Genomic DNA, 26,291 nt, shown 5'->3' on the forward strand with positions numbered 1-26,291 from the left:
ATAATGCAACGCGCGAGTGATGGAATCCGCACCTGCTGTTGCACGGACGATCTGGGACGCGCTGGTCTACCAGTGCAAAAGCGCTAGGCGTTGTGTTCGAGGCTCGACGCGGATTCGTCAGAAAACTCAATTTCGTCGGCTGGGCAAGCGTCGACGGGCATGTCAACATCGATGCCGTAGAGCGCGCGAATGGCACCGAGGTATCGGTCGGCCTGGCCCGCCTGTGCATGCTCACGAGCACGCACTGTGGGGGTGTGAAGCAGCGTCCGGGCAAAGCGCCGCAGCGACTGTTCCACAGCATCGGCCTGCGCCACGGTTTCTTCGGAAGCGCCGGGGCCAGGCTTCACCCGTCCCAGTTCCTTCTCCAAGATTCCAAACACGTGCTCTCGCAAGGCCACCACGGCGGGATCGAGTGCACGGGCGCTCTCGCCGTCGCCAAAGCGCGCCACGGCGTGAGCCACGATGGACCGGGCGGCGTCAATCGACGTCACAGACTCGCCCGGGGCTTGGGCCCCGACGGACTCCAAGTTGATGACGTGGACGCCGCGCAGCTCGGCGACGCCGGGGGCGACATCGCGGTGCAGTGCAAGATCCACCAAGGTGACAGGCCGGGATGATTCTGCACGAGCGGCAGAAACCATCGCGGGCGTCAACACGATCGACTCTCCGCCGGAGCACGCCAGCACCATGTCAACGTCGGCCAGCGCAGCCTTGAGGCCATCGATGTCGAGGGACCGCAGACCATGGCGAGCGCCAAATTCGTCGCCACGTCCCGAGGGCGAGTACACCCCCACAATGTCGACGCCGCGCGTCAGGAGCGACCCCACACCTGTCTCCGCGAGCGCGCCCGTCCCAATGAGGAGGGCCTTGGCGCGAGGCCAATCGACAGTTGACGAGGCCAAGTCGAACGCGACCGACACCACAGAACGGCCCGAGGTTCCCAAACCTGTGGAGGATGCCACGACTCGGGACGTTCTCAACGCAGACTGGAAAAGCCGGTCCAACAGCGGCGACACATGGTGGCTGGCCTGCGCATCAATGTGGGCGCGACGGACCTGCCCGGAAATCTCGCGTTCGCCGACCACCATAGATTCGAGTCCTGTGGCGACCGACAGCAGGTGGTGGACCGCGTCGTCGCCTTCATAGGTGGCGAGCGCCTGCTCAATAGCACTTCGATCCAGGGATGATGTACGCTCAAGCGCGTCGATCACTGCGGCGCGACCGGACTGGACATCGTCCACTTCCAGGTACACCTCGAAACGGTTGCACGTCGGAAGCACGACGGCACCACGGACCGGGGAGTCGCCTTGCACCACCGACGTTCCCAACGCATCCGAACCAACGCTGAGTTGCTCGAGGACGGTGAGATCACGGTTGTGGTGACTGGCGACTAGAGACATCAGCACCACCCCTCCATTCTGACATGCGCGCGACTCAGGGCAGAATCGAGACATGACCGCTTCCGTGTTGCCCGCTTCTCACCCCCTCGCGACTGGTGCTACTGCGAACTCCCCGCTCGTGGCGGCGCTCCAGGGACGTCAGCCTTCGCACAGGCCTGTGTGGTTCATGCGGCAGGCGGGACGGTCCTTGCCGGAGTACCTGGAAGCGCGCAAGGGCACGCAGATGTTGGAGGCATGTCTGACGCCTGCGCTCGCGGCTGAAATCACCTTGCAGCCGGTACGCCGCTATGGCGTCGATGCGGCGATTTTCTTTTCCGACATTGTGGTGCCGATGCGCGTGGCGGGTGTGGGCGTGGAGATTGAACCGGGCGTGGGTCCGGTGTTTGCTCACCCCATCCGGACTATGGCCGATGTTGAGGCGCTGCCGAACTTGGGCGTCACCGGAGATGGAGGCGCCTTCGATGTGGCGCTTGCTCCTATCCGTGATGCTGTGGCGTTGACGGTCGCGCAGTTGGGTTCCACGCCGTTGATTGGTTTCGCGGGCGCGCCGTTTACTTTGGCGGCGTACATGGTGCAGGGGCGGCCGTCGCGCGACCATATGGCGGCGCGTGAGTTGATGCACGCGGATCCTGCCACGTGGGAGGCGCTGGTGGCGTGGACGTCTAAGGCTGCCGGTCTGTTCTTGCGTGCGCAGGTGCTGGCGGGGGCGTCCGCAGTGCAGCTGTTTGATTCGTGGGCTGGGTCGCTGTCGGAACAGGCGTATGTGGCGAACTGCGCGGGCGGTTCCCGCACCGCTCTGACTGCCGTGGCGGATCTGCCGGTGCCCCGTATCCACTTTGCGGCCAACGCGGGTCATCTGCTTGACGCGCTCGGCGCTGCTGGCGCAACCGCACTGGGGGTCGACTACCGGGTGCCGTTGGACCGCGCGGTTGCCGTGACCGGCGGGCGTTTCCCGCTGCAAGGAAACATTGATCCGGCGATGCTTGCCGCGCCCCCCGAGGTGTTGGCGGCGCATGTTCAGGACGTACTCGACCGCGGCTCTGAGGCTCCCGGGCACGTCGTGAACTTGGGTCACGGTATGCCGCCGCACGCTAATCCCGATGTGGTGAAGTCGATCGTGGACCAGGTGCATGAGCGTGGCTAAGCCGCGCACCTGGATCGTTATTGGGGCAGGCCCGGCGGGGTTGTTGGCTGCGCGCCGGCTGGCTTCTTACGGCCACGACGTGACGGTCTTGGAAGCCGAGTCTGAGGTGGGGGGACGCGTCTCCCGCACTCGGGTTGACGGGCTCGACATGGATGCTGGCGCGGAGTCGTTCGCGACTCGTGGCGGCTATGTGGAGACGCTTGTCCGCGACCTGGGCTTGGGAGACAAACTGGTGACGCCTGCGGGCGCGCCTGCGTGGGTCGTCAGCCCGGACCGCGCATATCCGATGCCCAGCGCAGGTTGGTTGGGCGTGCCGACGGTGTCGTTGGCTCGAGATGTGCGCAAGGCGCTGGGGTGGTCTGGTGCGCTGCGAGCCGCTGTAGAGCGGTTCATGCCGCCGGAACCCATTGCCCCTGATGACTCCTTGGGCAAGATCGCCCGCAAGCGCCTGGGGGACGCGGCTGTGGACCGGCTCATGTCGCCCGTCGTGAGCGGCATCTTCTCCCGTCCCGTTGATGACCTTCGTATCGACGCTGCGGCCGCGGGCCTCGCGGCGGAAGTGTCCGAGGTGGGCCTGGTGCGCGCCGCCGCACGGCGTCGCGCGGCAGCCCCGGCCGGTTCGGCTGTGATGGGTCTCGACGGTGGCATTTTTCAACTCACGCATGCCCTTGCCGCACAGGCCCAGGCCGCTGGCGTGCGGATCGTGACCGATGCCCCCGTGTACTCCCTGACACGCAAGACCCGCCGCTGGAATGTCGTCACCGACGGCCACAAGTGGAAGGCCGACGCTGTGGTGGTTGCCGCGTCACGTCCCGTGGCGGCGGCGCTCGTGCCACAGATTGAGCGGGCTCCGGACAAGCAGGTCGCGCTCGTGACGCTGTCCCTCGATGCGCCTGCGCTGGACCGCCAGCCACGTGGTTCCGGGGTTCTCGCAGTCGGCGATGTGACCCGTGCCAAGGCCCTCACTCATGCGAGTGCCAAATGGGCGTGGGTGGCGCGCGAAGCTCCGGAACGCCACCTGGTGCGGTTGTCCTACAACTTGGAAACAGCGGAGGACCTCAGCCCTCATGCAGTGGCCGATGCCTCGCGCCTGTTGGGCGTGGAACTCACCGACGCACAGGTGAGGGATCTGGTGCAGGTCACCTGGCATGACGCCGCTCCCACGCGCCCAGGGGACCGTGAGCCTGTTCCGGGCTTGCACCTAGTCGGTGCCGCCGCAGGGTTTTCTGGTTTGGCTGCGATTGTTGACGACGACGCCCGCTCCACGCTGGGGGCTCCTGAGGAGTAGCCGGGGCGTGGAGGATGCACCACGCCGCCACCTAGGACCAAAGTCCCGCTTTTGTGGTCGGTGTGGTGAGGGGTGGTGCGCGCCCATACCCAGCATCGGCCTATCCCTGTCATCCAATTTCACACGCGCGCATGCTCGGGTCACAATGGACCAATGAGCGATCAGCCCCATGGCTTCACCCTGTTTTCGGTCCTAGACGGATTCCTCGACGCGCCCGACGATGAACTTGCTGAAGTGGTCGAACACTTCGACGCAGCAGTCGAGGAACTCGCCGCACACGACGTGGTGCTGCGAGGCATCTACGACGTCTCCGGTATGCGTGCCGACGGCACCGTGATGCTGTGGCTGCACGGTCCCGACCTCGCTGACCTGCAACTGGCGTTGCGTGAACTCCGCGCCACGGAACTGTTGGCCGACACGAAGCTGACCTGGTCCGCTGCAGGCGTGCACCGCCCCGCCGAGTTCAACCGGGCCCACGTTCCCGGCTTCTTGCGTGGCGAGCACGCCCGCGACTGGCTCACGGTGTACCCGTTCGTGCGTTCCTACGACTGGTACTTGCTCAGTGACGAAGAGCGCGGTCAGATGCTGCGCGAACACGGCATGAAGGGCGCCAAGTTCAAGGGAGTCGTGGCGAACACTGTTGCCGCCTTCGCGTTGGGCGACTACGAGTGGCTGCTGCCCATGGAAGCCGATGACGTCCTGGACTTGGTCGACATGATGCGCGACCTTCGCTACACGGAGGCACGCCGTCACGTCCGCGAAGAGTTGCCGTTCTACACCGGCCGCCGGATCGAAACCGCGGAGGCTGTGGAGGTTCTGGCCTCATGACCGACACGCTTGCTCCCCTCGACGCCGCCGCGCGCGTCCTCGATGCCGACACCTATGACTGTATTCTGCTGGCAGGCTTCGGCGGCCCCGAAGGCCAAGACGACGTCATCCCGTACCTGCGCAACGTGACCGCAGGCCGTGGCGTGCCGGACGAACGCCTCGAAGAGGTGTCCCACCACTACCGTCACTTTGGCGGCATCAGCCCCATCAATGAGCAGAACCGTGATCTGAAGGCCGCTTTGGAGCAGGAGATCGCCAAGCGTGGACTCGACCTGCCCGTCTACTGGGGCAACCGCTTCTGGGCGCCGTATTTCACCGATGCGCTCAAGGAGTTGCACGAGGACGGCCACCGCAAGGTGCTGGTGCTGGTCACGACTGCGTTCAGCTCGTACTCGGGGTGCCGTGCCTACCGCGAAGACCTCGCCACGGCGTTGGCGGACACCGGTCTGACCGACGAACTGCGACTGGACAAAATCCGCCAGTACTTTGACCACCCCGGTTTTGTGAAGCCCAACATCGATGCTGTTCTCAACGGCCTTCGCGAACTCAAGGCGGCAGGCAAAGCGGAGAACGCGCACGTGATGTTCGCGACCCACTCCATCCCGACCGCCGCGGCCGATGTGTCCGGACCCCGTGAAGCCCGCCCGGACGGCACACCCGTCCCCACCGGTGGCGGTGAGGAATGGTATGCCGGCGGCGGTTGGTATGTGGACCAGCAGCGTGCCGTGTCCGCGCTGGTGATGGACGCTGTCGAGCAGGAGTTCCCCGGAACGCCCTGGTCGCTGGTCTTCCAGTCCCGCTCCGGAGACCCCAGCATCCCGTGGCTTGAGCCCGACATCAACGACGCCATCGAAGCCCTCGACGACTCCGTCACCGGACTCGTGATCTCTCCGATTGGGTTCGTGTCCGACCACATGGAAGTGGCTTGGGACCTCGACAACGAGGCCAAGGAAACCTGCGACGAACGAGACTTGGCCATGGTGCGTGTTCCGACCGTCGGTGTGGACCCACAGTTCGTGTCCGGACTCATCGACTTGGTGGAAGAACGCCACGTGGCCGCAGCGGGGGACACCCCTAGGGCGCGTGAGGCGCTGACTGACCTGGGCCCCTGGCAGGACGTCTGCCCTGCCAACTGCTGCATGACCCGCAAGCCCAAGCCGACCGTGTCATCGGCGGCTGCTGACGGCGGCATCGGCGCTTAACTCCACTCGACAACGCACGACGCGCTGGCGTCACCGTCCGTGAAGGGCAGTGAAACCAGCGCGTCGTTGTCGTTGGAGGGGAGCCGATGCGAGGCGTGAGCGCGGAGTTAGTACTCCAGCGTGCATTCGGCCAAGATGTCTTCTTCCGTCTCGCGTACAGGCGAGGGGGTGACGCTTGGCTCAGGGTCAGAGGCGTTCGACGCGGTTTCCGTGGCGTCTCCGGTATCGATGACCGACTCAGTGGTCGCCGTCTCTGCGGATGAGTCAGCGGCGTCCGCGTTGGTCGTGGAGTCCGCATCGCCTTCTGCCTCCGGGGTGGGGGTGGCAGAAGGGGTGGTCTCAACGTTTTCTTCCGCGGACTCGATGGGGACGTCGTCGATCAGCGCCTGCCACATCTGCGTTGCTGCGGGTTCATCCCACAGCACGTCGCCCGAGCCGTCACCGGCGTACTTCCATGGAACGGTGTAGAAGTTCAGTTCTGATGTGTTGAAGCTGCGCAGGCTGTATAGCAAGCCCACAAGGTTGTCGATCTTGCCCAACTCCGAGTCCATTGAGACAGACTCGGCGCCGGCACGTAGCAACTGGGTGAGCGAGGGCAGGTCCGTCAGCACGTTTGAGCCCAGCACCTTGCGCGCCAGGTTGGTGAGGAGTTCTTGCTGGCGTTCGATGCGTGACAGGTCTGTGCCGTCTCCACCAAGGCCTTGGCCGGTGCGTGCCCGCGCGAAGGCCAGGGCGGTCTCGCCGTCAAGGGTCTGAGCGCCAGCCTCAAGGTTAAGGTTCGCCTTCGGCGCGTACATGTCTTGGGTGATGCACATGGGAACGCCACCCATCGCATCCACCATGTTCTGGAAGCCTGAGAAGTCCACCATGATGAAGTGGCCGTTGAACTCCAGGTCAGTGAGGTCGGTGATGGTGCGCATCACGCATGCGGCGCCTTCACCGCGGTCGCCGTTGATGCCGCCGTTCGCGAGCGCGATGTTGAACTTTCCAGTCCAGCCGGGCACCACTGTGCCGTCGTACAGCTCGCAGTCGGAGACGCGGACGCGTGAGTCGCGGGGAATCGACACGACGTCAACGCGAGTGCGGTCCGCAGAGATGTGGACCACCATGGTGGTGTCTCCGCGCATACCCTCAGCGACACGCCCGCCAATCTCGCCGTTTTCGTCGTTGCGTTCGTCGGTGCCGATGACAACGATGTTGATGGCTTCGCCGCCTGCAAAGTCTGTGGGAACGTACTCGTCATTGGCTTCGCCGTCCGTCCCGGCTGCAATGGTGCGGGTGTCGTAGCGGTCGATGGCGCCCTGCGCATTGGTGACGTATGCGCCACCAAGGACGATGCTGAAGCCAGCGATGGCGGCCACCGAGGCTAGGGCGGTGGTGAGGACGCTGCTGCGGGGCATGCGCGAGCCGTGGCGGGCGCGCAACCGGGCGGTGCGTGTACTCAAGCTGGTCCTCCTGTGGGCCACGGGCCGGGCATCGCGTGCACGTGCGCGTCAGTGTCTGCGTCGATAACGCGCCACGCGTGAGGTCGGTTCCCCCTCGCGTGCGGTCGTCGGGCAATCAGTTGGTCGTCGTCGTTGGCTCAGGCGCTGGCTCGTCGGTGCTGCTGTCCCAATCTGACGAGGCATCGCCTTCGGCGTCCAGGGTAATAGGTTCATCGGCACGCAACTGTTCGAACATGAGTTCCGCGTCTTCCGTGGGCAACACATTGAGCCGATCCTCGGTGTAAACCCACGGCACGGTGAAGAAACTGAAATCGTCCTCGGGTGTATTGCGCAGGCTTGCTGCCAGCGACAATACGAACTCCACTTGGCCCAGTTCGGGGTCGGTGGTCAGAGACTCGGAGGCTGCGCGCAAGAACTTCGTGAGCGCGGTTGCGTCCGTCAGCAGATTCTGCGTGAAGATCGTGTGGATCATGGCGTCGAGCAGTTGTTGCTGGCGTTCGATGCGTTGAAGGTCGGAACCCGAGACGTCACCCACTTCCGCGGTGCGCAGGCGCGCGTACCCGAGCGCTTCCTCGCCGTTGAGTGTCTGCCAGCCCGCTTCGAGTTCGAGGTTGGCTTTGGAGGACACGATGTCGGTCGGGATGTACATCTCGACACCACCCAGGGCGTCCACCATGTCGATGAATCCTGCGAAGTCCACGACTGCCCAGTGGTCGATCGGGACCTGTGCCTCCTGCTGGATGGTGTTGATGGTGCAGGCGGCTGCTTCTGCGGCGTTGCCGTTCTTTCCGCCGTTGGAAAAGGCGATGTTGAAGTCGCCGTACCCGCCTGTGACCGTTTCGCCATCAAGCAGCGCGCAGTCGGGGATGGTGACCTGCATGTCGCGGGGGATCGAGATCATGTCCACACGTGAACGGTCGCCAGCGACATGGGCGATGATCGTGGTGTCGTTGCGCATGCCCCCGGTGACGTCGCCGCCGATCTCGGCGTTTTCCCCGTCACGTACGTCGGAGCCCATGAGCAGAATGTTCAGCGCCCCCGTTTCTGCGACCTCAATGTCGATGTCGTCGACAATGTGGTCAACGTCCTGAGTCGTGATCGCGCCTTCGATTTGCTGGCTGACGGTACCGGCGTAGACCACAACGAAACCGGCGATCGCCGCGATGGCAGCGGTCACGATGGGGATGGTGCGCGGTGCGTGGGCGCGTGCACTGTGGCGCAGCGGAGCGTGGCGGTCATGTGAAGCGTCCGCGGGCATCAGGTCACCCGAGGGGGGAGTAGCCGGATGGCCATCGCTCATCGTCGAACCCTTCGTCACTGTGGAGCCTTCCCCTCAGTCTAGGGAAGCCAGTGGGGACGCGGCACCTCGGTTAGGCTCACCGAGTGATCGAACTGCCCCCTTTGCCGCCCTTGCCCGCCGTCAGCATCGTGGTGCCCATCCGCAATGAGGCGCCGTACTTGGAAGATTCGGTGCAGGCGATGCTGGATTGCGGGTATCGCGGGGAGCTTGAGGTGATCCTCGCGGTGGCGCCTTCGGACGATGACACGGAGGCCATCGCTACTGCACTCGCCAACGATCCTCGGGTCAGCGTTGTGCCGAACCCGTCGGGAAAGACCCCTGATGGGCTGAACGCGGCGATCTCCGCGGCCCGTCACGATGTTTTGATCCGGATGGACGGCCACGCGCGCATGCCTCAGGGGTATGTCGACGCGGCTGTGGAGGCGCTTCGCGAAACGGGAGCGGCGAATGTGGGCGGACGGATGGTGCCGCAGGCTTCCGAACCGTTCGCGAAGGCGATCGCAGTGGCGATGTCGTCAGTGTGGGGCCTAGGCGGTGCAGGGCATCGCCAGGGCGGCACCGCCGGTCCTGCGGAGTCCGTGTACTTGGGGAGCTTCCGCCGGGAAGCTGTTGAGGCCGTCGGGCTCTACGACTCGCACTTTGTGCGCGCGCAGGACTGGGAGCTGAACTATCGCCTGCGGCAGGCAGGCTACGGGATCTGGTTTGTGCCTGAGATGCAGGTGCCGTACTCGCCGCGCACGTCCTGGCGGGCGCTTGCTCGACAGTTTTTCTTGACGGGGCAGTGGCGCCGCGAAGTGGTCAAACGCTATCCCGATACTCGTTCGCTCAGGTATCTCGCGGCACCTGTGTTGACGCTCGCGCTCGCTGTGGGGGTCGTGGCGGGGGTGGTCGGTTTTGTCCTGAGCAACCCTGTTTTGCTGGCAGGATGGCTCATTCCGCTTGCTTATGCCGGGGGGCTGCTGGTCGCAACGGCGAGCTTGTTCTCCAGGGCCGGTGCTAGCGCGGCTCTTCGCTTGCCCGTGGTGTTGGCCACAATGCACCTTGCGTGGGGTGCGGGATTTGTGCGTTCCACGCGTTAGTCTCGACTTGACGCATGGGGATTACACGGGTGTAATTCTTGCAGGCAGAGATATCTGTCGAAGCGATCGGAGGACGGCCAATGTGGAATATCTACGAAGGTGCAGTGCCCTCTGACGCAGGGAGGCCCTCACCCTCACTTGCTTCCGTTGTGGACATCTTCAGCGGGGTCGAGGATGACGGGCCTTTGGCATGGCAGGAGCGCGCACTGTGTGCTCAGACCGATCCCGAGGCGTTCTTTCCAGAAAAGGGCGGCTCAACGCGTGAAGCAAAGAAGGTTTGCGCGTCTTGTGATGTGCGGTCTGAGTGCTTGGATTACGCACTCGAAAATGACGAACGTTTTGGCATCTGGGGTGGATTGTCGGAGCGGGAGCGGCGCAAGTTGAAGCGCCGCGCTGTCTAGCCGGTCGGCCTGCGTGGGACGGTCATGAGTCCAGCGCGCCTGCATGTGCGCGCGGTGGTGGTCAGTGATGGAGGTTCTCCTCGCCTGGCCACGGTCCTCGACGCTGTCGCGACCCAAGACCCTGTCCCTGACTTCATTGAACTTCTGCTGGTCGGCAACGCCGAGGCTCCCGCGACCCTTCCCGCGCACGTCAGTGTTCACCGGGTTGAGGCATCGGACCTCACGGGCGCGTTGCGCCACCACGTGTCGGCCACTGCCGCCGCCCCCGGTGAACTGCTGTGGCTCCTCCATGACGACTCCGCCCCCGAACCGGGTGCCCTAGGCCTGCTGCTCGCGACGGCGCGTAAGCGACACCGCGCAGGTGTGGTGGGTGCCAGTCAGGTGCAATGGGACGATCCGTCGAGGCTGGTCTCGATGGGAATCACCACGACTCGTGGTGGTGCGCGCCGGCTCACTCTGGTCGAAGAGGGAGACATCGACCAGGGGCAGTACAACGATCGTGATGACGTCCTTGCGGTGTCGCTTGCGGGCGCGTTGGTGCGCCGAGAAGTGTGGGATCACCTCGACGGCTTGGACCCGGCCTACGACGGTTGGGGCGACAGCCTCGACTTCTGTCGCCGAGTGTGGCGTGCCGAGTGGGATGTCGTGGTCGTGCCCCGGGCCCGAGTGCGGCACGCGCAGGAAAGCCTGAACGGTGGCCGTGGGGGCGCAGGAACGCGCCGCTCCACGTATGGCCCCCGACGCGCGATGGAGTGGTACCACGCACTGGTGTACGCCCGCTGGTGGATGATCCTCCCGCTGCTGCTTGCCTCCGTGGGTTCAGCGCTCGGGCGAGTGGTATTGCGGACTGCGCAAAACGTGCCCAGGGTCGCGGGGGCCGATGCTTGGGTTCCGGTTCGAGTCCTCGCGCTGCTTCCGCGGTTGCCGCGGTCCCGGCAAAGGGTGGCGCGGGCGGGGCTACGCGGCACGGCTGCGCGGACGGTGGAACGCCCCTTGTTGGCAACTCCGCGTCAGGTCCGGGCTGAGACGCGTAGCCGCGAGTGGGGGGCCTATGAGAGTTGGCGGGCCGCGGCGACTCCGCCCGAGCTTGTGCGCCGTGAGTTGACTCATGCTGCGCGCCGCCGCCGCCTGATGTTGGTCGCGGTGGCGGTAGCGGCGACGGTGGTCGCCGTGCTGCGTCACCCCGACTGGGTTGGCGGTGTGTTCACGGGACGGATGCTCGCTTCAGAAGCGTTGGGCGTGACCGACGTGGGCTGGTACGACCTGTGGGCCAGGGGTCTGGGCGGCTGGACGGAGCAGGGGCTGGGTGCTCCTGCGATCGACAGCGGCCTGTCGCTCCTGTTGCTTCCGTTGGCTTTCTTCCCCGGCGGTCTGGCCGTGGGTCTGGGCCTATTGTTGACGTTCCTACCGTTGTGGTCGGCCCTGGGAGCGTGGGCAGCCGCAGGCACCCTCACCCGCTCAAATGTGGTGCGTGCACTTGCTGCGTTGACCTACGCCCTCGCGCCTTTCGCGGTGCAGACCTGGGATCAAGGCCGGATCGGTGCCGCGTTGGTCCATGTGGCTGTGCCGTGGGTCGTGTTTGGCATCATTCGCGGTGGTGGTTGGCACTGCGGCGAGCGGATTGCCGTGGGCGAGGAGTTCCCTGCGCAGCGCGTCGCGTCGCCGAGCGCGGCTGCCGGCGCTGCGACGGCCGCTCTCGTTGCCGTCCTGGCTGCGCCCGTGCTGTGGTTCCCGTTGGTCGCAGGATTGACGGTCCTGGCTCTCACTGCGCGACGCTATCGCGGCCGATGGTGGGCGGTGACACTTCCCGTCGTGATCGTCGGAGTGCCTGGCCTCGTCGCCATGGTGAGGCAGGGGAGTATCAGCCACGACGCGTGGACCGTGATGGTGAGGGAGCCCGGACCGTCGCTGTCGAACTCGGCAAGTGCGCTCGACACGTTCCTCTCGGGGCAGGGACACGTGATGTCCACCGCCAGCATGGTGACGGACTCGTGGTGGTCCGCATCGGCCCTAGTGGTCCCGGCAGTGCTCGTGGTCGCGGTCGTGATGAGTTTCCTGGGCCGCCAGTGGATTCCGAGTGCCGTGGGTGTCGGGATGGTCGTGGTCGGCGTGGTGGTCGGCGCGGCGAGTGCTGCGACAGTGGTCTCTCCCGACTTGGGTGCAGGCACCGCACAAGCGAACGGCTGGGCGGGGCCAGGGCTATCCATCGCGCTCATGGGAGCGATCATCGTGATCGCTGCCGCCTCACGAGGCCTGTGGGATGTGGGCACCGGCCGCACGCGTGCCGCCACGCGTTCAATCCAGGGGATTGCCGCGGCAAGCGTCGCGATCGTGGTGGTCGGCCATGCCACGGCAGTGGCGTGGCCCGGCGACGCGGGCCGCGATATCACCGCCGTGTCCCGTGATGCGATCCCTTTGGTCGCGGCTCTTGAACTGGAGCAACCCACGCGCCAACGAGTGCTCATTCTTGACGACGCTGACGACCAGATTGTCGCCAGCCTCCACTCGAGTGATGGCACCGATGTCGTGAGCACCGCGGGCGAGCTGGTGGCTGGAGACCTTTCGGCTATTCGTACGAGCGGCGTCGCTGTCGTGGGCATCGACTCGCTTGACGAGACCATCGCTGGCCTGGTGGGAGGCGCGGCAGAAGCGCCAGCACAACTTGCTCAGTGGGGCATCGGAGTGGTGGTGGCTGCGCCTGGTGCCGAACGCGCGGTCTCCGCACTGTCGCAGTCGGACGCACTCCAACTCCTGGGATCGTCTGACCGCGGAACATCCTGGAAAGTCGCGCGGCCTGACAGCGACGTGCCGGTCTCACGGGCGTGGGTGGAGTCAGCATCGGCCCAGGATGACGGCTCAGCGTCCGTACCGCTGGTGGCACTGGCGATGGGCCGGACGTCGGGCACCGCCACTCTCGATGAACCGGTCACCGGCACGGTCGTGGTTGCCGTGAGTGACGACGACGCGTGGACCGCAACGCTCAACGGGCGTGCGTTGGACAAGGTCGAGGACGACCTCGGACGGGCAGCCTTCGCGATCGAAGGCTCCGGCGAGCTGGTCGTGAGCTTTGACGACAGCGGTCACCGCGCCTGGTGGTGGGTATCAATGTTGGCGTTGATGTGGTGTGCGATCGGTGCAGTGCCGCTGCCGACGCGTTCGTTCAAGGAGGGTCGCGAATGAGACGCATTGCGTGGACTGCCGCTGTCCCTGGGGTGCTTGCCGTGGGGGCGGTCGTTGCTGCGTCAGTTGTTGAGCTGCCGTCCGCGAGCGCTCCAGACGTTCCCGAACCGCACACGGTTCAGGTGGCACCGGCCGTTCAGCCTGCGGTATGTCCCGGCCCGCTCGAGATCCCCGTGGGAGAGATTGAGTCCGGCGATGAGGACCTTGACTCTGGCTCTGATGATCGGGTGCTGTGGATGTCGGCCCCGTCGCTGTTTGAGGTAGGCCAGGGGGTCGCCGCAGATGCGACCGTGGTGACCCAGACCGAGCGTGTGGGTGGGGGCGACATCGAGTCGCTCGCGGCACTGACCTGCGCTCCGCCGGTGCAGGACCAGTGGATCGTCGCCGGGTCCACCGCATTGGGATCGAGTTCGCGCTTGGTGCTGTCGAACCCCTCCCAGGCATCGGTCAGGGTCACGGTCTCGCTCTACGGCCCCTTGGCTTTCGAGGGCCGCGAAACGATCAGCATGGCTGTGGGGCCGCGCTCCCAACATGAAGTGCTGTTGGAGGCCATTGAGCCTGAGGTGCCGGGGCTAGCCATGCGAGTTGAGGCCGGAGGTGTGGGCATTGTTGCGGCGCTCCAGGACTCCAGATTGGACGGCTTCGTTGCCGCGGGCACCGACTGGGGTACCCGTGCCGCGTACGGCACGGACATAGCCATTCCTATCGCTGGGCCGGTCTCAGACGAGACTCCTGGCACCCTTCGGTTGATTTCTCCCTACGACGCGAGTGTTCAGGTCTCACTGATCGACGAGTCTGGCGCTCAGCGGTGGCTCGATGATCAGGCGCTGGAACTCGAAGCGGGGCTTGTGACCGACGTGGCGATTCCCGCACAGTCGGGTGCTGCGATCACGGTGACTTCTGACGTGCCCGTTGCGGCGGCGGCTTTGACCCGCACCTCCTATGAGCGTGGCGACGAAGACGACACCGGTACGGACATGGCATGGACCCCTGCGCAACAGGCCGATGGCGACACGGCTCGCGCGGTGGTGGTGCCGGAGGGCGAGGTGACGGTCGTGGCCGTTGCCACCAGTACGGGCAGGTTGGTGTTGACCGATGTTGACGGGGAACCTGTGGTGGATGAGGCGATGCGGCCGGACACCTACCGCGAGTTCTCGATCGATGTACCCGCGGGAACTACGCTGACCGGTTCCGACGACATCACCTGGGCCCTGCGCGTGACGGACGATGGCTACGTGACCACCGTGACGCCCCGTCCTGTTGAGCGTGAGCCGCACGATGTCAGTGTCGCGCACGGTTCGTACACCGGCGCTGATCACCCGTAGCGCTCGCTGCGGCGCCGCGTCTTAGCCGCCGTAGTCGGGGTCGATGTCCTCGGGACGTCGACCCACCAGGTATGCGACGTTTTCCGCGACCACGTCCCGTACCCATTGAGCGAGTTCGTCGCCTTGTGCTCGCTGCTCCATGGGGCGTCTGTAGAGGACGATCCGAGCGGGCTGGCCCATGTCAGCCGGGAACAGCCTTGCGAGCGGAATGCCGTCTTCCCAGGGAGTGGGGTCGCTTGGCGGGACGTCTTCCGTGCCGAACTCCAGCTTGCCCCAGGCTTTGCCCCACTGGGGTTCGAGCCGGCTTGCAGCTTCACGCACATAGTCATCGAAGGTGTCGGCGCGTGACTTCCAGGCGGGCGCGCTGTAGGGCAAGAGGGGTGCTCTGAGGCCCCTGCCGTGACGGTCTCGCCTACCCATGTGGTGAGGCTACCGCGCGCACCTCGGCGCGCCTGACACGGACACGGCGCGGGCGCGGGGTAGCGTCCAATGCGTGAAGTCCAGCCGTCAGTGTTCCCGTACCAGTTGCGACCGTCCAGCGGCCGCGACGTTGACCTATGTCTATGAGGATTCGACGGTGGTCGTGGGTCAAATGGCGGCGACGGCCGAGCCTCACAGCTATGACCTGTGCGCACACCACGCTGAGCGGTTCACCGCTCCACGCGGTTGGGACGTGGTGCATATCCATCAAGACTTGGTCGACCCCGGCCCGAGCTCTGATGACCTCGACGCGTTGGCGCGTGCGGTGCGTGAGGCTGGCCGCCCTGTGCCCCCTGTGGCACCTCCAGCGGCCCCTGTGGCGTCTGAGCCACGCCGCGGCCATCTGCGAGTCGTCTCTTCCGACCTGTAACCGGCTAGCCTGGTCCGGTGACTGACGCACCTGACCTGACCGGCCTGATCAAGGCGTACGACGTTCGCGGCATCGTAGGCGAGTCCCTCACCACCGCAGTGGCGCAAGCGATTGGCGCGGCCTTCGCTGATGCGGTGGTGCTGCCGGATGGCGAGACCACCGTGGTGATCGGACACGACATGCGCGACTCCGGTCCGGGTCTTGCCGAGGCTCTCGCGACCGGTCTCACGGACCGCAGCGTTGACGTGGTCCACATTGGTCTGTGCTCCACGGACGGGCTGTATCACGCGTCCGGGGTGTTGGACCTTCCAGGCGTCATGATCACGGCTTCCCACAACCCAGCGGAGTACAACGGCATGAAGATGTGCCGTTCACGTGCACGTGCCGTGGGGGAGAACACAGGCCTGGGAGATGTCCGGACGCTTGCGTCGCGCTATCTCGGATCCGGTTATGAGAAAGCCGATGCCGTGGGCGCGTCTTCCGAGCGCGACATGCTGGGGGAGTACGCTCAGTTCTTGCGTGGCTTGGTGCCGCTGGAGGGGGTCCGGCCCCTCAAGGTCGTGGTGGATGCTGCCAACGCGATGGGGGGCTATACGGTCCCTGCAGTGCTCGGGACGGACGCCGGTCTGCCGGCGCTGCCGCTCGAGATCATCCCGTTGTACTTCGAACTGGATGGCACCTTCCCCAACCATGAGGCCAACCCGCTGGATCCTGCCAACATGGTTGATCTGCAGGCCGCAGTCCGTGAGCACGGCGCGGACATCGGTCTCGCTTTCGATGGCGACGCGGACCGTTGCTTTGCGGTGGATGAGCGCGGCGAGGTGGTCCCAGCTTCAGCGATCACGGCGCTCGTGGGTTTGCGCGAAACGGCGCGCGAGTCGCGCTCGGGTGGTCACGCCACGGTCATTCACAACCTCATTTCTTCCCGCGCGGTACCCGAGCAGTTGCGTGCGGCAGGCGCGACCCCCGTCCGGTCGCGCGTGGGACACAGCTTCATCAAGGCGCAGATGGCCCAGGAGAACGCGATCTTTGGTGGCGAGCACTCGGCTCACTTCTATTTCCGGGACTTCTTCTACGCCGACTCAGGCATGCTTGCAGCGATGCATGTGCTGGCGGCGCTGGGATCGCAGGAAGGCACGTTGTCAGCACTCCTTGAGGTGCATGACCCGTATGCGGCGTCGGGGGAGATCAACTCGACTGTCGTGGATGCCGATGCTGCTCGCGAACGGGTGCGGGAGGCCTTTGCCCAGGAGGGTGCGAGCGAGGACTACCTCGACGGCATGACGTTGGACCATTGGGACAGCGAGCCGCGATGGTGGCTGAACGTCCGCGCTTCCAACACGGAACCGTTGCTGCGACTCAATGTCGAGGCCGCCGACGCCGCCACGATGGCTGAGATTCGTGACCGGGCGCTGGCATTGATTCGCGAGGGGTGACGTGACCAGCGAGGGCCAGCGCGAACCCACCGCAGTCGCCGAGACTGCCGGAGGGAGCAAAGCGATCCTCGCCGCACTGACCGCCAACCTCGGCATCGGTGTGACCAAGCTTGGTGCCTGGATGCTCACGGGTGCCTCGTCGATGTTGGCAGAGGCGATCCACTCCGTCGTTGACTCTGGCAACCAGATCCTGCTGCTGGTGGGAAAGCGGCAGGCGCGGCGCGCTGCCGACGACACCCACCCGTTTGGGTATGCCCGCAGCCGGTACTACTTTGCGTTCCTGGTGGCCGTCATGCTGTTCACTGCCGGCGGCCTGTTTTCGTTGTTCGAGGCGTGGGAGAAGGCACAGAACCCGGAGCCTTTGGAGAGCTGGGTATGGGTGCCGATCGTTGTGCTGCTGGTGGCCCTCGCGATGGAAGGCGCTTCGCTCCGGACCGCTATTCGTGAGGCGAATGAGGTCCGGGGAGATCTGGGCTGGTTTGAGTACATCCGCCGGTCGCGATCCCCGGAGATTCCGGTGATCTTGCTGGAAGACACCGCCGCACTGGTCGGCTTGGTGTTTGCCTTGTTCGGCATCTCGATGACAGTGGTGACAGGCGACGGCATCTGGGATGCCGTGGGCACGGGCCTCATTGGAGTCCTGCTGCTCACCAATGCCATCATCCTCGCCAGGGAGACCAAGTCACTGTTGATGGGGGAGTCCGCCACCGCGGAGGATTTGGCTCTCATCCGGGCGGCGTTCGCAGCGTCGCGCCTGACCGATATCATCCACTTGCGCACCATGCACCTCGGACCTGACGACCTGATGGTCGCCGCCAAGGTGGGGGTGCCGCCCCACTCGACAATCGAGGACATCGCGCGCGACGTTGATGACTTAGAGCGCCGAATCCGCGGGTCGGTACCGGTTGCTCGCCTGATCTTTATCGAACCTGACCTACGACACGTCCTCAAGGAGCCTGACGCGTGACCAACCTCGACTATGTCATTGCCGACCTTTCCCTCGCGGAAGCGGGTCGCCACCAGATCCGTTTGGCGGAGATCGAAATGCCGGGCCTCACAGGTCTGCGTGACGAGTTCGGCGACAGCCAGCCGCTTAAGGGAGCCCGCATCGCGGGATCGTTGCACATGACGACCCAGACCGCGGTGCTGATCGAAACCCTGACCGCACTTGGAGCGCAGGTCCGCTGGGCGTCGTGCAACATTTTCTCTACGCAGGACGATGCTGCGGCCGCGATCGTAGTCGGCCCCGGTACGTACTCCGCTCCTGCAGGGGTGCCCGTGTTCGCTGTCAAGGGCGAGTCAATCGACGAGTACTGGCAGTACACCGACCAGATCCTCACGTGGGAGGGGCACGACGGCCCTACGATCATCCTCGATGACGGCGGCGACGCCACCCTCTTGGTACACGAAGGAGTGAAGGCGGAGAAGGACGGCTTCGTTCCGCCTCCCGTTGACGAGGACGACCCCGCCTACAACGCTGAAGTGGAAGGGATGCGCAAGGTTCTGCGCCGCTCACTGGAAGCCGACCCCACCCGTTTCACCCGTATGGCAGCGGGGATCGTTGGCGTCAGCGAAGAGACCACCACCGGTGTGCACCGCCTCGACCAGATGCACGCACGAGGCGAGCTGCTGTTCCCCGCGATCAACGTCAATGACTCTGTCACGAAGTCGAAGTTCGACAACCGTTACGGCATCCGTCACTCGTTGCCCGACGGCATCAACCGCGCGACCGACGTCCTCATGGGCGGCAAGGTGGCCTTCGTCGCCGGTTACGGCGACGTGGGCAAGGGCGCCGCAGAGGCACTGCGCGGCCAAGGTGCACGAGTCATCGTGTCCGAGGTTGACCCCATCTGCGCACTCCAGGCTGTCATGGACGGCTACGAAGTGGCCCGCATTGAGGACGTCGTGGAGCGCGCCGACTTCTTCATCACCACCACGGGCAACAAGGACATCATCCGGGTGGAACACATGGCCGCGATGAAGGACAAGGCCATCGTGGGTAACGTCGGTCACTTCGACAACGAGATCGACATGGCAGGTCTGGCCCGCTCCGGCGCTAAGCACCAGCCCATCAAGCCGCAGGTAGACGAATGGACCTTCGCTGACGGCCACTCCGTCATCATCCTGTCCGAAGGCCGCCTCCTGAACTTGGGCAACGCCACCGGCCACCCCTCGTTTGTGATGTCTACTTCCTTCGCCAACCAGGTGCTGGCACAGATCGAACTGTGGATCAACCTCGACGCATACCCCTTGGGTGTCCACCGACTCCCCAAGGTGCTGGACGAGAAGGTAGCCCGTACCCACCTTGACGCACTCGGCGTGAAGCTCACCGAACTGTCACAAGACCAGGCCGACTACCTGGGCGTCCCCCAACACGGCCCGTTCAAGGCCGAGCACTACCGCTACTAGCGGACGCCGACTACGAGTCGGAGAGCCCGTACGGAAGTCGCGTCATACGTGCAGTTTCTGCCGTATGGCGCGACTGACGGTGCATCTCCAGGCCGAACTCGCGGCGAGACCTCTCCGCGAGGACCGCAGCAATGAGGTACTCGGGGTGCGTGCCAGCGGGCGCAGCGGGGGAAACGTAATCGGCCACGGCCGCGCCCAACTCGGTGCCGAGTCGCGCACGTGACTCAGGACGCAGTCCGGGCGCCCGTCCCAGGAAAGTCCGGCACGTGAGCGCCAGGCCATCGGGAAGGCGACGGATATCTGCGGCACGTGCCCACGGCGCTAGATGGGGCGGCATCATCACGGGCGGCAGCGCCTTCCCGGCCCCGCGCACGCGCATCGCGTACGTTCCGGCCAGGATGTCGCCCACCCGCTTTCCTCGAGCAGACAGCGCAGATGTGGTGACGGCCACCAATCCAAAGGTGAAGTAAATCTCGCCGATCGCCGTGAACGACCGAATGAACGCATGCCGGAATGACACAGGCCCGCCATCGTCACGGACCACGCGCACTCCGGCAGCCAGGCGCCCCAGGGAGTAGCCCCGCGTGAACGTCTCGATCAGTGCCGGAATCACCGCGAAGCACACGACCAGCGTGGCGATTGCGACTGCGGCCCCGGCCGCCGAGTTCATGACTTGCCCCAAGGTGGCGTCGAGGCCCGTCACGATCAGCATCGTTCCGCAAAAGTAGACAATCGTGTCGATCGCGCCGGACAACATCCGCATCGTGACCGGGGCTGCGCCCGTGCTGAGGGCGACACCTTCGCCGATGACGATCTCGTCTTCATTCACAGCGCTCACCCCCGGGTTGGTCGTTGTATGGCATCGTAGCGGCGTGGACCTTGATGCTTTCACTCGCGCCAGAGAACCTCGGTGGGCGAGACTGCGGGAGTTGGCCCGGTCGCGCCGTCTCACAGGTGCCGAAGCCGATGAACTGACGCGGCTGTATCAATCGACCGCCGCAGACTTGGCGGCGGTCCGGTCCAGTGCCCCCGACCCCACGGTGGTGAGCCGCCTCTCGATCGCGCTCGCGAGCGCCCGCGTGTGGTTGACGGGTGGCCACGAATCCTCGACCAGGTCTGTGCGGCACTTCATCACCAGGAGCCTTCCCGCAGCGCTGTACCGGGTCCGCTGGTGGGGTGTCATCGTGTCACTTTCGGTGGTGCTCGGTGGGGCAATCTGTGCCTGGTGGCTGCTGTCGAATCCGGACGCGATGGCGATGATCGGCTCGCCATCCGAGCGCGAGGCGATCGCGAGTTTCGAGTTCGCCAACTACTACGTCGAATACGACTCCGGATCATTCGCCGCGCAAGTGTGGACGAACAACTGGTTCATCGCGGCGCAGTGTATTGCTCTGGGGATCACCGGCTTCTACCCGCTGTATTTGCTGTTCAACACGGTGCTGCAGCTCGGTGTGGCGGCCGCGGTGATGGCGGAGGCCGGCTACCTGGGCATCTTCTTCCAGCTCATCAGCCCGCACGGACTCCTGGAACTGTCAGCCGTGTTCGTGGCGGCCGGAGCAGGACTGCGACTGTTCTGGACGTTGCTGGCGCCAGGAGGCCGTCCGCGTGGCCTTGCCCTGGCACAAGAGGGCCGTACCGCTTTCGGTGTCGCCATCGGTCTTGCGGTGGTGCTGTTGATCTCGGGCCTGATCGAGGGATTCATTACGGGTGCCGCGATCCCCTGGTCGATCAAGGTGGGCATCGGCGTGATTGCTTGCGCGGCGTTCTGGATGTACGTGTTTGTCGCTGGTCGAGCTGCGGTACGGGAGTCCGTCGACGGTGACGTGGACGGAGACTTTGCGACGGCGAAGGTCGCGATCGCTTCCTAAGCGGCTGTGGCAGTCACGGCGCAGGTGCCGTGAGAATCGTTAGAGGCGGCCCGATGCCTTCAGCGCCAAGTAGCGGTCGGCGACCTCGGGGGCGAGCTCATCCGGGTGTGCCGTCACCACATCGGCGCCGCATTGACGCAGACGCGCGATGACAGCATCGCGTTCGAGTGAAGCACGAGCGGCTGCGGCCGCCGAGTACACGTCGCTGACATCCTCGCGGCCCTGGGCGAGTTCCACTTCGGTGGGGTCCTCCACGGAACCCACGACCACCAGATGCTTGCGGCTCAGGGCTTCCACGGCCTCGACGAGTCCAGAGTCCACCGCAGTCACATCGACGGAAGTCAGGACGACAACGAGTGCCCGCTGACTTACTCGCGACTGCACGAGCCGCACCACGGCGGGCCAGTCGGGTTCCACCAGTGACGGTTCGATGGTGGACAGCGCGTCTGCGAGTTGCGGCATCACCGTCGGGCCTGTCACCCCGATGGCCCGAGCACGCTCGGTACGGTCAAACGCTGACACCTGCACCCGGTCTCCTGCGCGTGTCGCAAGAGCCGTCAGCAGCAGTGCGGCCTCCATTGATGCATCCAGCCGGGGAGCATCGCCCATTCTGATGGCCGCCGTGCGTCCCGTTTCGAGGATCGTGATGACACGCCGGTCACGTTCGGGGCGGTACGTCTTGACCAGGACATCGGCCCGGCGTGCCGAGGCCCGCCAGTCGATGCTGCGGACATCGTCGCCTTCGACGTACTCGCGTAGGGAGTCGAACTCCGAACCTGCACCTTTGAGCTGGACCGCGGTATTGCCTTCGATCTCGCGCAGGCGCGCCATGCGCGAGGGGAGGTGACGACGGGAGGCGAACTCCGGCAGGACCCGGACCGAGCCCGGAACCTCGACCGATCGTTGCCGCCCCGCCAGGCGCATCGGCCCTTCAGACCTCATTGTCACGCGGTCTGCAGCACGGTCACCGCGGCGAGTGGGAGTCAGAGCCGTGCGGAACCGCACCGCTTCGCCGGCCCGGAGCGTGTACCGATGCCGAGTTTCATCCGCCCCCGCGGACGGCTGCCATGCGTCGCGAATAGCGCCCCTCATGCGGCGCTTGCCCAAGTTCGCTACCTCAAGTTCGGCTGCCGTGGACTCCGTCAATCGCACCGCGCGCGGCAGGTGGCGGCGCACTCCGAGTGCGGTCACCTTGGGCGCCATCCACGCGTCCACACAGGCCAACACCACCACCATGATGATCCACGCCCACGCAAAGGCGCGCGAATGTGCCCACACCGCAGGCACGGCACCCAATGCCGACAGCAGGACGGTCCATCCGGTGATGTACATGATTAGCGCGGGACGGGAACGGAGGCGAGCACGGAGGACAGCACGGTGGATGCGGTGACGCCTTCCAACTCAGCTTCCGCGAGGAGCTGCATCCGGTGGGCGAGCGTCCAGTGCGCGAGAGCCTTCACATCGTCTGGCGTCACGAAGTCGCCGCCGCGCATCCATGCCCAGGCGCGAGCAGTGTTCATGAGCGCCGTCGCGCCGCGGGGGGAAACGCCGACGTTCACGGACGCTGCTTCGCGGGTGGCACGGCAGATGTCCACGATGTACCCGGCTACCTCGTCAGAGATTGCCACCTGACGGACCTCGGCACGTGCCTGCTCCAGGTCGGTGGCGCCAGCCACTGCCGTCACGCCCGCGGCGGCAAGGTCGCGGGGGTCGAAGCCCTGAGCATGGCGGCGCACCACATCGATTTCGGCGTCGCGCGCGGGCAACTCCACGGGAAGTTTCAGGAGGAAGCGGTCCAGCTGGGCTTCGGGCAGCGGGTATGTGCCCGCGTACTCGACCGGGTTCTGGGTCGCGATCACCAGGAAGGGGTCGGGAAGTCCACGAGGCTCGCCGTCGACGGTGACCTGGCGCTCTTCCATCGCTTCCAGGAGCGATGACTGAGTCTTCGGGGGTGTGCGGTTGATCTCGTCGGCGAGCAGCAGGTTCGTGAAGATGGGGCCCTCACGGAACGAGAACGCTGCGGTGCGGGCGTCGTAGACCAGGGACCCGGTGACATCTCCAGGCATGAGGTCGGGCGTGAACTGCACGCGGGAGAACTCGAGGTCAAGCGACCGGGACAGAGCGCGCACGAGCAGCGTCTTGGCTACTCCGGGAACGCCTTCGAGGAGGACGTGTCCGCGACATAGGAGGGCGATCACGAGGCCCGTGAGAACTTGGTCTTGGCCGACGACGGCACGCGACACTTCGGTACGGACGTTGCCCAGTGCGGTCCGTGCTTGCGCCCCCGCAGACAGCGCAGGTGGAGCGGAGGTGTCCGTGGGTTGAGGGGCAGGAGTGCTGTCGGTCACGGTCGGTGAACCTCGCTTTCCAGGGAGTCGAGCTCCTTGATCAGGGTCATCATGTCAGCGTTCGAGTGGGGCAGCGGCCCTGTCAGTAGTGCCGCGACGTGTTCCCGCGGTCTGCCAGTAGCGCGCTGGGTGGCATCAATGAGCGCGTCAGCAGGCGCGGTGCGTGGGACACCAAGGCGGCGGCCGATGCGGACCGCGGCTTGCGCCCGCAGGGATGCGCCGGCGTGGGCGTGTGCATTGGCCCTGCGGTACAGGCGCGCGCGGCCCTTGACCGCTTCTGCACCTGGCACCACGACTGGTAGGGGTTCGGGAACGAGGCGCCCGAAGCGGCGTCCCCGCCACCACGCGGCGACGAGCACGGTGAGTCCCAAGATGAACAGGACTGGCATGAACCAGGGCGGGAGGAGGTCTGAGGTGGTGGGGACGGCGGGTGCGGCTGTCTCGTCGCCGTCGTCTCCGTCGCCGCCGGTCCACGGCGGCATCGACAGATCGTAGAAACTGCCGACGTACCACGCGACGTGGGGGTGGTGGCCTAGCGCACGCAGCGCCAAGGCTGCGTTGCCCTCGGTGGCGAGGTCCGCGTTCGTCACGAGCGCAGCGGAAGCGATGATCCGGACCGTCGAAGCCTCAGCGCCGCTCCCGCGTTCATGCGCCACGTAAGCGCTTGAGCCGTCCACCGTGAAGCACTGCTCCGTCTGCGGCGACTCCGGGAACTGCACTCCCGCCGTGACCGTCACCGTGCCGGCGGCAAGGGCGTCGGGATCGTCGCAGGTCGCGGCTGCCGGCTGCGACGGGATGTAGGACGATGCCGTGGCATCGGGCCCACCGAGGAGGTCGACCACGCCGTAGTCCGCGCCCAGGAAGATGATGTCTCCTGGATAGGCCAACACGGCCTCAATCTGGTCGTAGCTCAAGTTCTCTGGGGAAGCGATCACCAGCGTCGTGTGGGCAGCGTCGTCAATCTCGAGACCCGACAGCGTGTCCGCGTGGGTGACGGTGACACCCTGATCGCCAAGGATCTGCGCCGCCGCGCGTGCGCCATCGGGCCCCGGGTTGGCCGGGGACAATGGCGTGCCGTCCTCGGGCTGCGAGGTGATCGCGAGGACCCCGATGATCAGCATGAGCACGACGACCGCGGCGACGACCAAGGGATGCTGCCGCAGCGTGGCGCCAGCACCTTGGGTAGGCGACGCCTGCACGTAGGTCGCGGTCATGCCGAGACCACCGCCTGACGTCGAGTGTTCCGGAGGTCTTTCTCTAGGGACGCCGCATGCTCCCAGGCTGCCTTGTCCAGTCCGCCGTCGCCGTAACGCGCCTCATCGAAGAGTTGCGCGGCCCCGGCAGCTCGGCCAGCGGCCAACGGCAGCCTGTCCACAGCAGTCGCTGCCTCGTGTGCTGTGGTTCCCGCCGTCAGATCAATGGCGCCGCGTTCGTCCAGCCCCCGGACCAAGGCGCGGAACATCTCCATCGTCGCGAGATCCCAGTTGTCGCGCTGCGCTGCCGCGTGTGCGGCAGCGCGCATCTGCTCTGCGGACCGCGTATCTCCGGGCTCGAATGCTGCTTCAGAAGCGGACACACCGGACCGGCGCATCGGCCCCATCACAATCCAGATCACGACGCCCACGATCACCGCGGTCACCGCGATTGCGATGAGCACTGCGGTCAGCGGGAACCCGGATGCGACGGCACCTGCGTTGTCGAGCAGTTCGTTGAACCACTCCATCACGCGTTCGTACCAGGGCTGGCCTTCTTCCCTGTACTCGGGTCGGGAGAGTTCTTCCTCCGCCCATCGACGCGCTTCGTCTGCGTCCGGGGTGACGATGGTGGACAGCGGCATCGGCTAGTGATGTCCCGCCATCATGCGAGCCTCAGCTGCGCGCGCAAGGTCCATGTCGAATCCTTCGTGGCGCATCCGGGCGTCGATGTAGATCAGCGCATATACCCCGCCCATGTACATGTACGTGAGCGCGAGGCTCACGATGTACGTGAGTCCGTAGAGCACCACGAACGCCAGAATGACGGCGATCTCTGACTCGGGCATGAACAGCACCACGAAGATGGCCCCGAACTGTCCCACGGACTGGAAGATGCCCGCGATGACGCTGATGAGTACTGCGCACACGAACACGATCAGGACTGACCACCAGAACCGGCCCTTGATCAGCAGGCGGGTGCGACGGAACGCGGCGCGGAAGGACACGTTCTCCATCACGATGATGGCGCGCGCGATTCCCTGAAACATGGTGATCATGAAGAACGCCGGCAACGCGACAATGAACAGCAGCGCCATGGAGATGGTGAGCCCGGCTACCCCCGCGGCGGGGTCGCCCGCCAGGGCCAGCAGCATTGGCAAGAATGCCAGCACCATGACTCCGAGCATGAGCGCGCCTGCCACCAGGTAGAGCACGATGAGCGAGCCGAGGCGACGCTTCACGAGAGCCCAGGCGCCACCGACAGAGAGCTTCTCTCCCATGACGGCGCGGGACACACCCGGCGCAACGAACGCGCCTGCAAGGACGTCAGTGGCGAAGATCGAAGCCAGAGCGATGATTCCCAACACAATGGTGAGACCCGACAGAGATGCTGGGACGTCTCCGGCGGGCAGGATCGCGAGCGCGGGATCTCCAAAGTAGGACCACATCGCCACGAGCATCACGGCCACGGAGAACACCGTGAGGAGTACGGGCGCACCCAAAACCGGTCCGCGCGCAAATCGCATGGCCTTCAACGGCGCCGACAGGAAGTCTCCGAAGGACATCGGCCTCAACGGGATGATCCCTGGCTGCCA

At 65.4% G+C, this 26,291-nt stretch carries 23 protein-coding genes; 13 read left to right on the forward strand and 10 right to left on the reverse strand.

Annotation, left to right across the window (positions count from 1 at the left end; genetic code table 11):
* Positions 1–83: 83 nt before the first annotated feature.
* Positions 84–1,400, reverse strand: a complete 1,317-nt coding sequence (locus ON058_RS10305; protein WP_274668959.1) for a glutamyl-tRNA reductase — start codon at positions 1,398–1,400, stop codon at positions 84–86.
* A 52-nt stretch (positions 1,401–1,452) separates the two neighbouring features.
* Between ON058_RS10305 and hemE the strand changes: the two genes are divergently transcribed.
* The 4 genes from hemE (at position 1,453) to ON058_RS10325 (ending at position 5,862) form a co-directional block, all read left to right on the forward strand.
* Positions 1,453–2,544 (forward strand): uroporphyrinogen decarboxylase, encoded by a 1,092-nt coding sequence (hemE, locus tag ON058_RS10310; RefSeq protein WP_274668960.1) that lies wholly within the window; start codon positions 1,453–1,455, stop codon positions 2,542–2,544.
* Complete coding sequence (locus tag ON058_RS10315) at positions 2,531–3,832, forward strand: NAD(P)/FAD-dependent oxidoreductase (protein ID WP_274668961.1); 1,302 nt, start codon at positions 2,531–2,533, stop codon at positions 3,830–3,832. The genes hemE and ON058_RS10315 overlap by 14 nt, the downstream gene beginning before the upstream one ends.
* A 153-nt stretch (positions 3,833–3,985) precedes the next feature.
* The gene (gene hemQ / locus ON058_RS10320) at positions 3,986–4,660 is read left to right on the forward strand and encodes a hydrogen peroxide-dependent heme synthase (RefSeq protein WP_274668962.1); all 675 of its coding nucleotides are present in this window, start codon (positions 3,986–3,988) and stop codon (positions 4,658–4,660) included.
* Positions 4,657–5,862 carry a ferrochelatase gene (locus ON058_RS10325; protein ID WP_274668963.1) on the forward strand — a complete coding sequence of 402 codons (1,206 nt, stop codon included), beginning with the start codon at positions 4,657–4,659 and terminating at the stop codon, positions 5,860–5,862. The genes hemQ and ON058_RS10325 overlap by 4 nt, the downstream gene beginning before the upstream one ends.
* A 107-nt stretch (positions 5,863–5,969) precedes the next feature.
* Here ON058_RS10325 and ON058_RS10330 read toward each other — a convergent pair whose 3' ends face one another.
* Positions 5,970–7,307 (reverse strand): LCP family protein, encoded by a 1,338-nt coding sequence (locus ON058_RS10330; protein ID WP_274668964.1) that lies wholly within the window; start codon positions 7,305–7,307, stop codon positions 5,970–5,972.
* 115 nt (positions 7,308–7,422) lie between these two features.
* Entirely contained in the window at positions 7,423–8,607 is a 1,185-nt protein-coding gene (locus ON058_RS10335) for an LCP family protein (protein ID WP_274668965.1), read from the reverse strand.
* An 83-nt stretch (positions 8,608–8,690) separates the two neighbouring features.
* Here ON058_RS10335 and ON058_RS10340 point away from each other — a divergent pair, with 83 nt between their 5' ends.
* From ON058_RS10340 to ON058_RS10355, 4 genes are all read left to right on the forward strand, one after another.
* Positions 8,691–9,686 (forward strand): glycosyltransferase family 2 protein, encoded by a 996-nt coding sequence (locus tag ON058_RS10340; RefSeq protein WP_274668966.1) that lies wholly within the window; start codon positions 8,691–8,693, stop codon positions 9,684–9,686.
* Between the two features lie 80 nt (positions 9,687–9,766).
* On the forward strand, positions 9,767–10,087 hold the full coding sequence (locus ON058_RS10345) for a WhiB family transcriptional regulator (protein WP_274668967.1): 321 nt from the start codon (positions 9,767–9,769) through the stop codon (positions 10,085–10,087).
* Positions 10,088–10,111: 24 nt separating this feature from the next.
* The gene (locus tag ON058_RS10350; RefSeq protein WP_274668968.1) at positions 10,112–13,267 is read left to right on the forward strand and encodes a glycosyltransferase; all 3,156 of its coding nucleotides are present in this window, start codon (positions 10,112–10,114) and stop codon (positions 13,265–13,267) included.
* Positions 13,264–14,592 (forward strand): DUF5719 family protein, encoded by a 1,329-nt coding sequence (locus tag ON058_RS10355; RefSeq protein ID WP_274668969.1) that lies wholly within the window; start codon positions 13,264–13,266, stop codon positions 14,590–14,592. Before ON058_RS10350 ends, ON058_RS10355 begins: the two co-directional genes overlap by 4 nt.
* 21 nt (positions 14,593–14,613) lie before the next feature.
* Here the strand turns inward: ON058_RS10355 and ON058_RS10360 are convergent, their stop codons facing one another.
* Entirely contained in the window at positions 14,614–15,012 is a 399-nt protein-coding gene (locus ON058_RS10360) for a metallopeptidase family protein (RefSeq protein WP_274668970.1), read from the reverse strand.
* A gap of 73 nt (positions 15,013–15,085) precedes the next feature.
* On the opposite strand from ON058_RS10360, the gene ON058_RS10365 reads away from it, so the two are divergent.
* Genes ON058_RS10365 through ahcY form a run of 4 tightly spaced genes read left to right on the forward strand, consistent with a single transcriptional unit; the run spans position 15,086 to position 19,287 of the window.
* Entirely contained in the window at positions 15,086–15,442 is a 357-nt protein-coding gene (locus tag ON058_RS10365) for a DUF3499 domain-containing protein (RefSeq protein ID WP_274668971.1), read from the forward strand.
* A gap of 17 nt (positions 15,443–15,459) precedes the next feature.
* Positions 15,460–16,878 carry a phosphomannomutase/phosphoglucomutase gene (locus ON058_RS10370; RefSeq protein ID WP_274668972.1) on the forward strand — a complete coding sequence of 473 codons (1,419 nt, stop codon included), beginning with the start codon at positions 15,460–15,462 and terminating at the stop codon, positions 16,876–16,878.
* A gap of 1 nt (position 16,879) precedes the next feature.
* Positions 16,880–17,845 (forward strand): cation diffusion facilitator family transporter, encoded by a 966-nt coding sequence (locus ON058_RS10375; RefSeq protein ID WP_274668973.1) that lies wholly within the window; start codon positions 16,880–16,882, stop codon positions 17,843–17,845.
* On the forward strand, positions 17,842–19,287 hold the full coding sequence (ahcY, locus tag ON058_RS10380; protein WP_274668974.1) for an adenosylhomocysteinase: 1,446 nt from the start codon (positions 17,842–17,844) through the stop codon (positions 19,285–19,287). Before ON058_RS10375 ends, ahcY begins: the two co-directional genes overlap by 4 nt.
* A gap of 10 nt (positions 19,288–19,297) precedes the next feature.
* Here the strand turns inward: ahcY and ON058_RS10385 are convergent, their stop codons facing one another.
* Positions 19,298–20,125, reverse strand: a complete 828-nt coding sequence (locus ON058_RS10385; RefSeq protein ID WP_274668975.1) for an RDD family protein — start codon at positions 20,123–20,125, stop codon at positions 19,298–19,300.
* 91 nt (positions 20,126–20,216) lie between these two features.
* On the opposite strand from ON058_RS10385, the gene ON058_RS10390 reads away from it, so the two are divergent.
* Entirely contained in the window at positions 20,217–21,155 is a 939-nt protein-coding gene (locus ON058_RS10390) for a stage II sporulation protein M (protein WP_274668976.1), read from the forward strand.
* A 39-nt stretch (positions 21,156–21,194) separates the two neighbouring features.
* Here the strand turns inward: ON058_RS10390 and ON058_RS10395 are convergent, their stop codons facing one another.
* The 5 genes from ON058_RS10395 to ON058_RS10415 are packed head-to-tail and all read right to left on the reverse strand — an operon-like array spanning position 21,195 to position 26,261.
* A complete protein-coding gene (locus ON058_RS10395; RefSeq protein ID WP_274668977.1) occupies positions 21,195–22,487 on the reverse strand; it encodes a DUF58 domain-containing protein in 1,293 nt (430 codons plus the stop codon).
* Positions 22,488–22,489: 2 nt separating this feature from the next.
* Positions 22,490–23,449: a MoxR family ATPase gene (locus ON058_RS10400; protein WP_274669103.1), complete on the reverse strand. Its 960-nt coding sequence runs from the start codon at positions 23,447–23,449 to the stop codon at positions 22,490–22,492.
* Positions 23,450–23,499: 50 nt separating this feature from the next.
* Entirely contained in the window at positions 23,500–24,717 is a 1,218-nt protein-coding gene (locus ON058_RS10405; RefSeq protein ID WP_274668978.1) for a DUF4350 domain-containing protein, read from the reverse strand.
* Positions 24,714–25,340 carry a DUF4129 domain-containing protein gene (locus ON058_RS10410; RefSeq protein ID WP_274668979.1) on the reverse strand — a complete coding sequence of 209 codons (627 nt, stop codon included), beginning with the start codon at positions 25,338–25,340 and terminating at the stop codon, positions 24,714–24,716. The genes ON058_RS10405 and ON058_RS10410 overlap by 4 nt, the downstream gene beginning before the upstream one ends.
* A gap of 3 nt (positions 25,341–25,343) precedes the next feature.
* Positions 25,344–26,261, reverse strand: a complete 918-nt coding sequence (locus ON058_RS10415; RefSeq protein WP_274668980.1) for a hypothetical protein — start codon at positions 26,259–26,261, stop codon at positions 25,344–25,346.
* Between the last annotated feature and the right edge of the window lie 30 nt (positions 26,262–26,291).

The sequence above is a fragment of the Demequina sp. B12 genome (assembly GCF_028823635.1).
Taxonomy (GTDB): Bacteria; Actinomycetota; Actinomycetes; order Actinomycetales; family Demequinaceae; genus Demequina.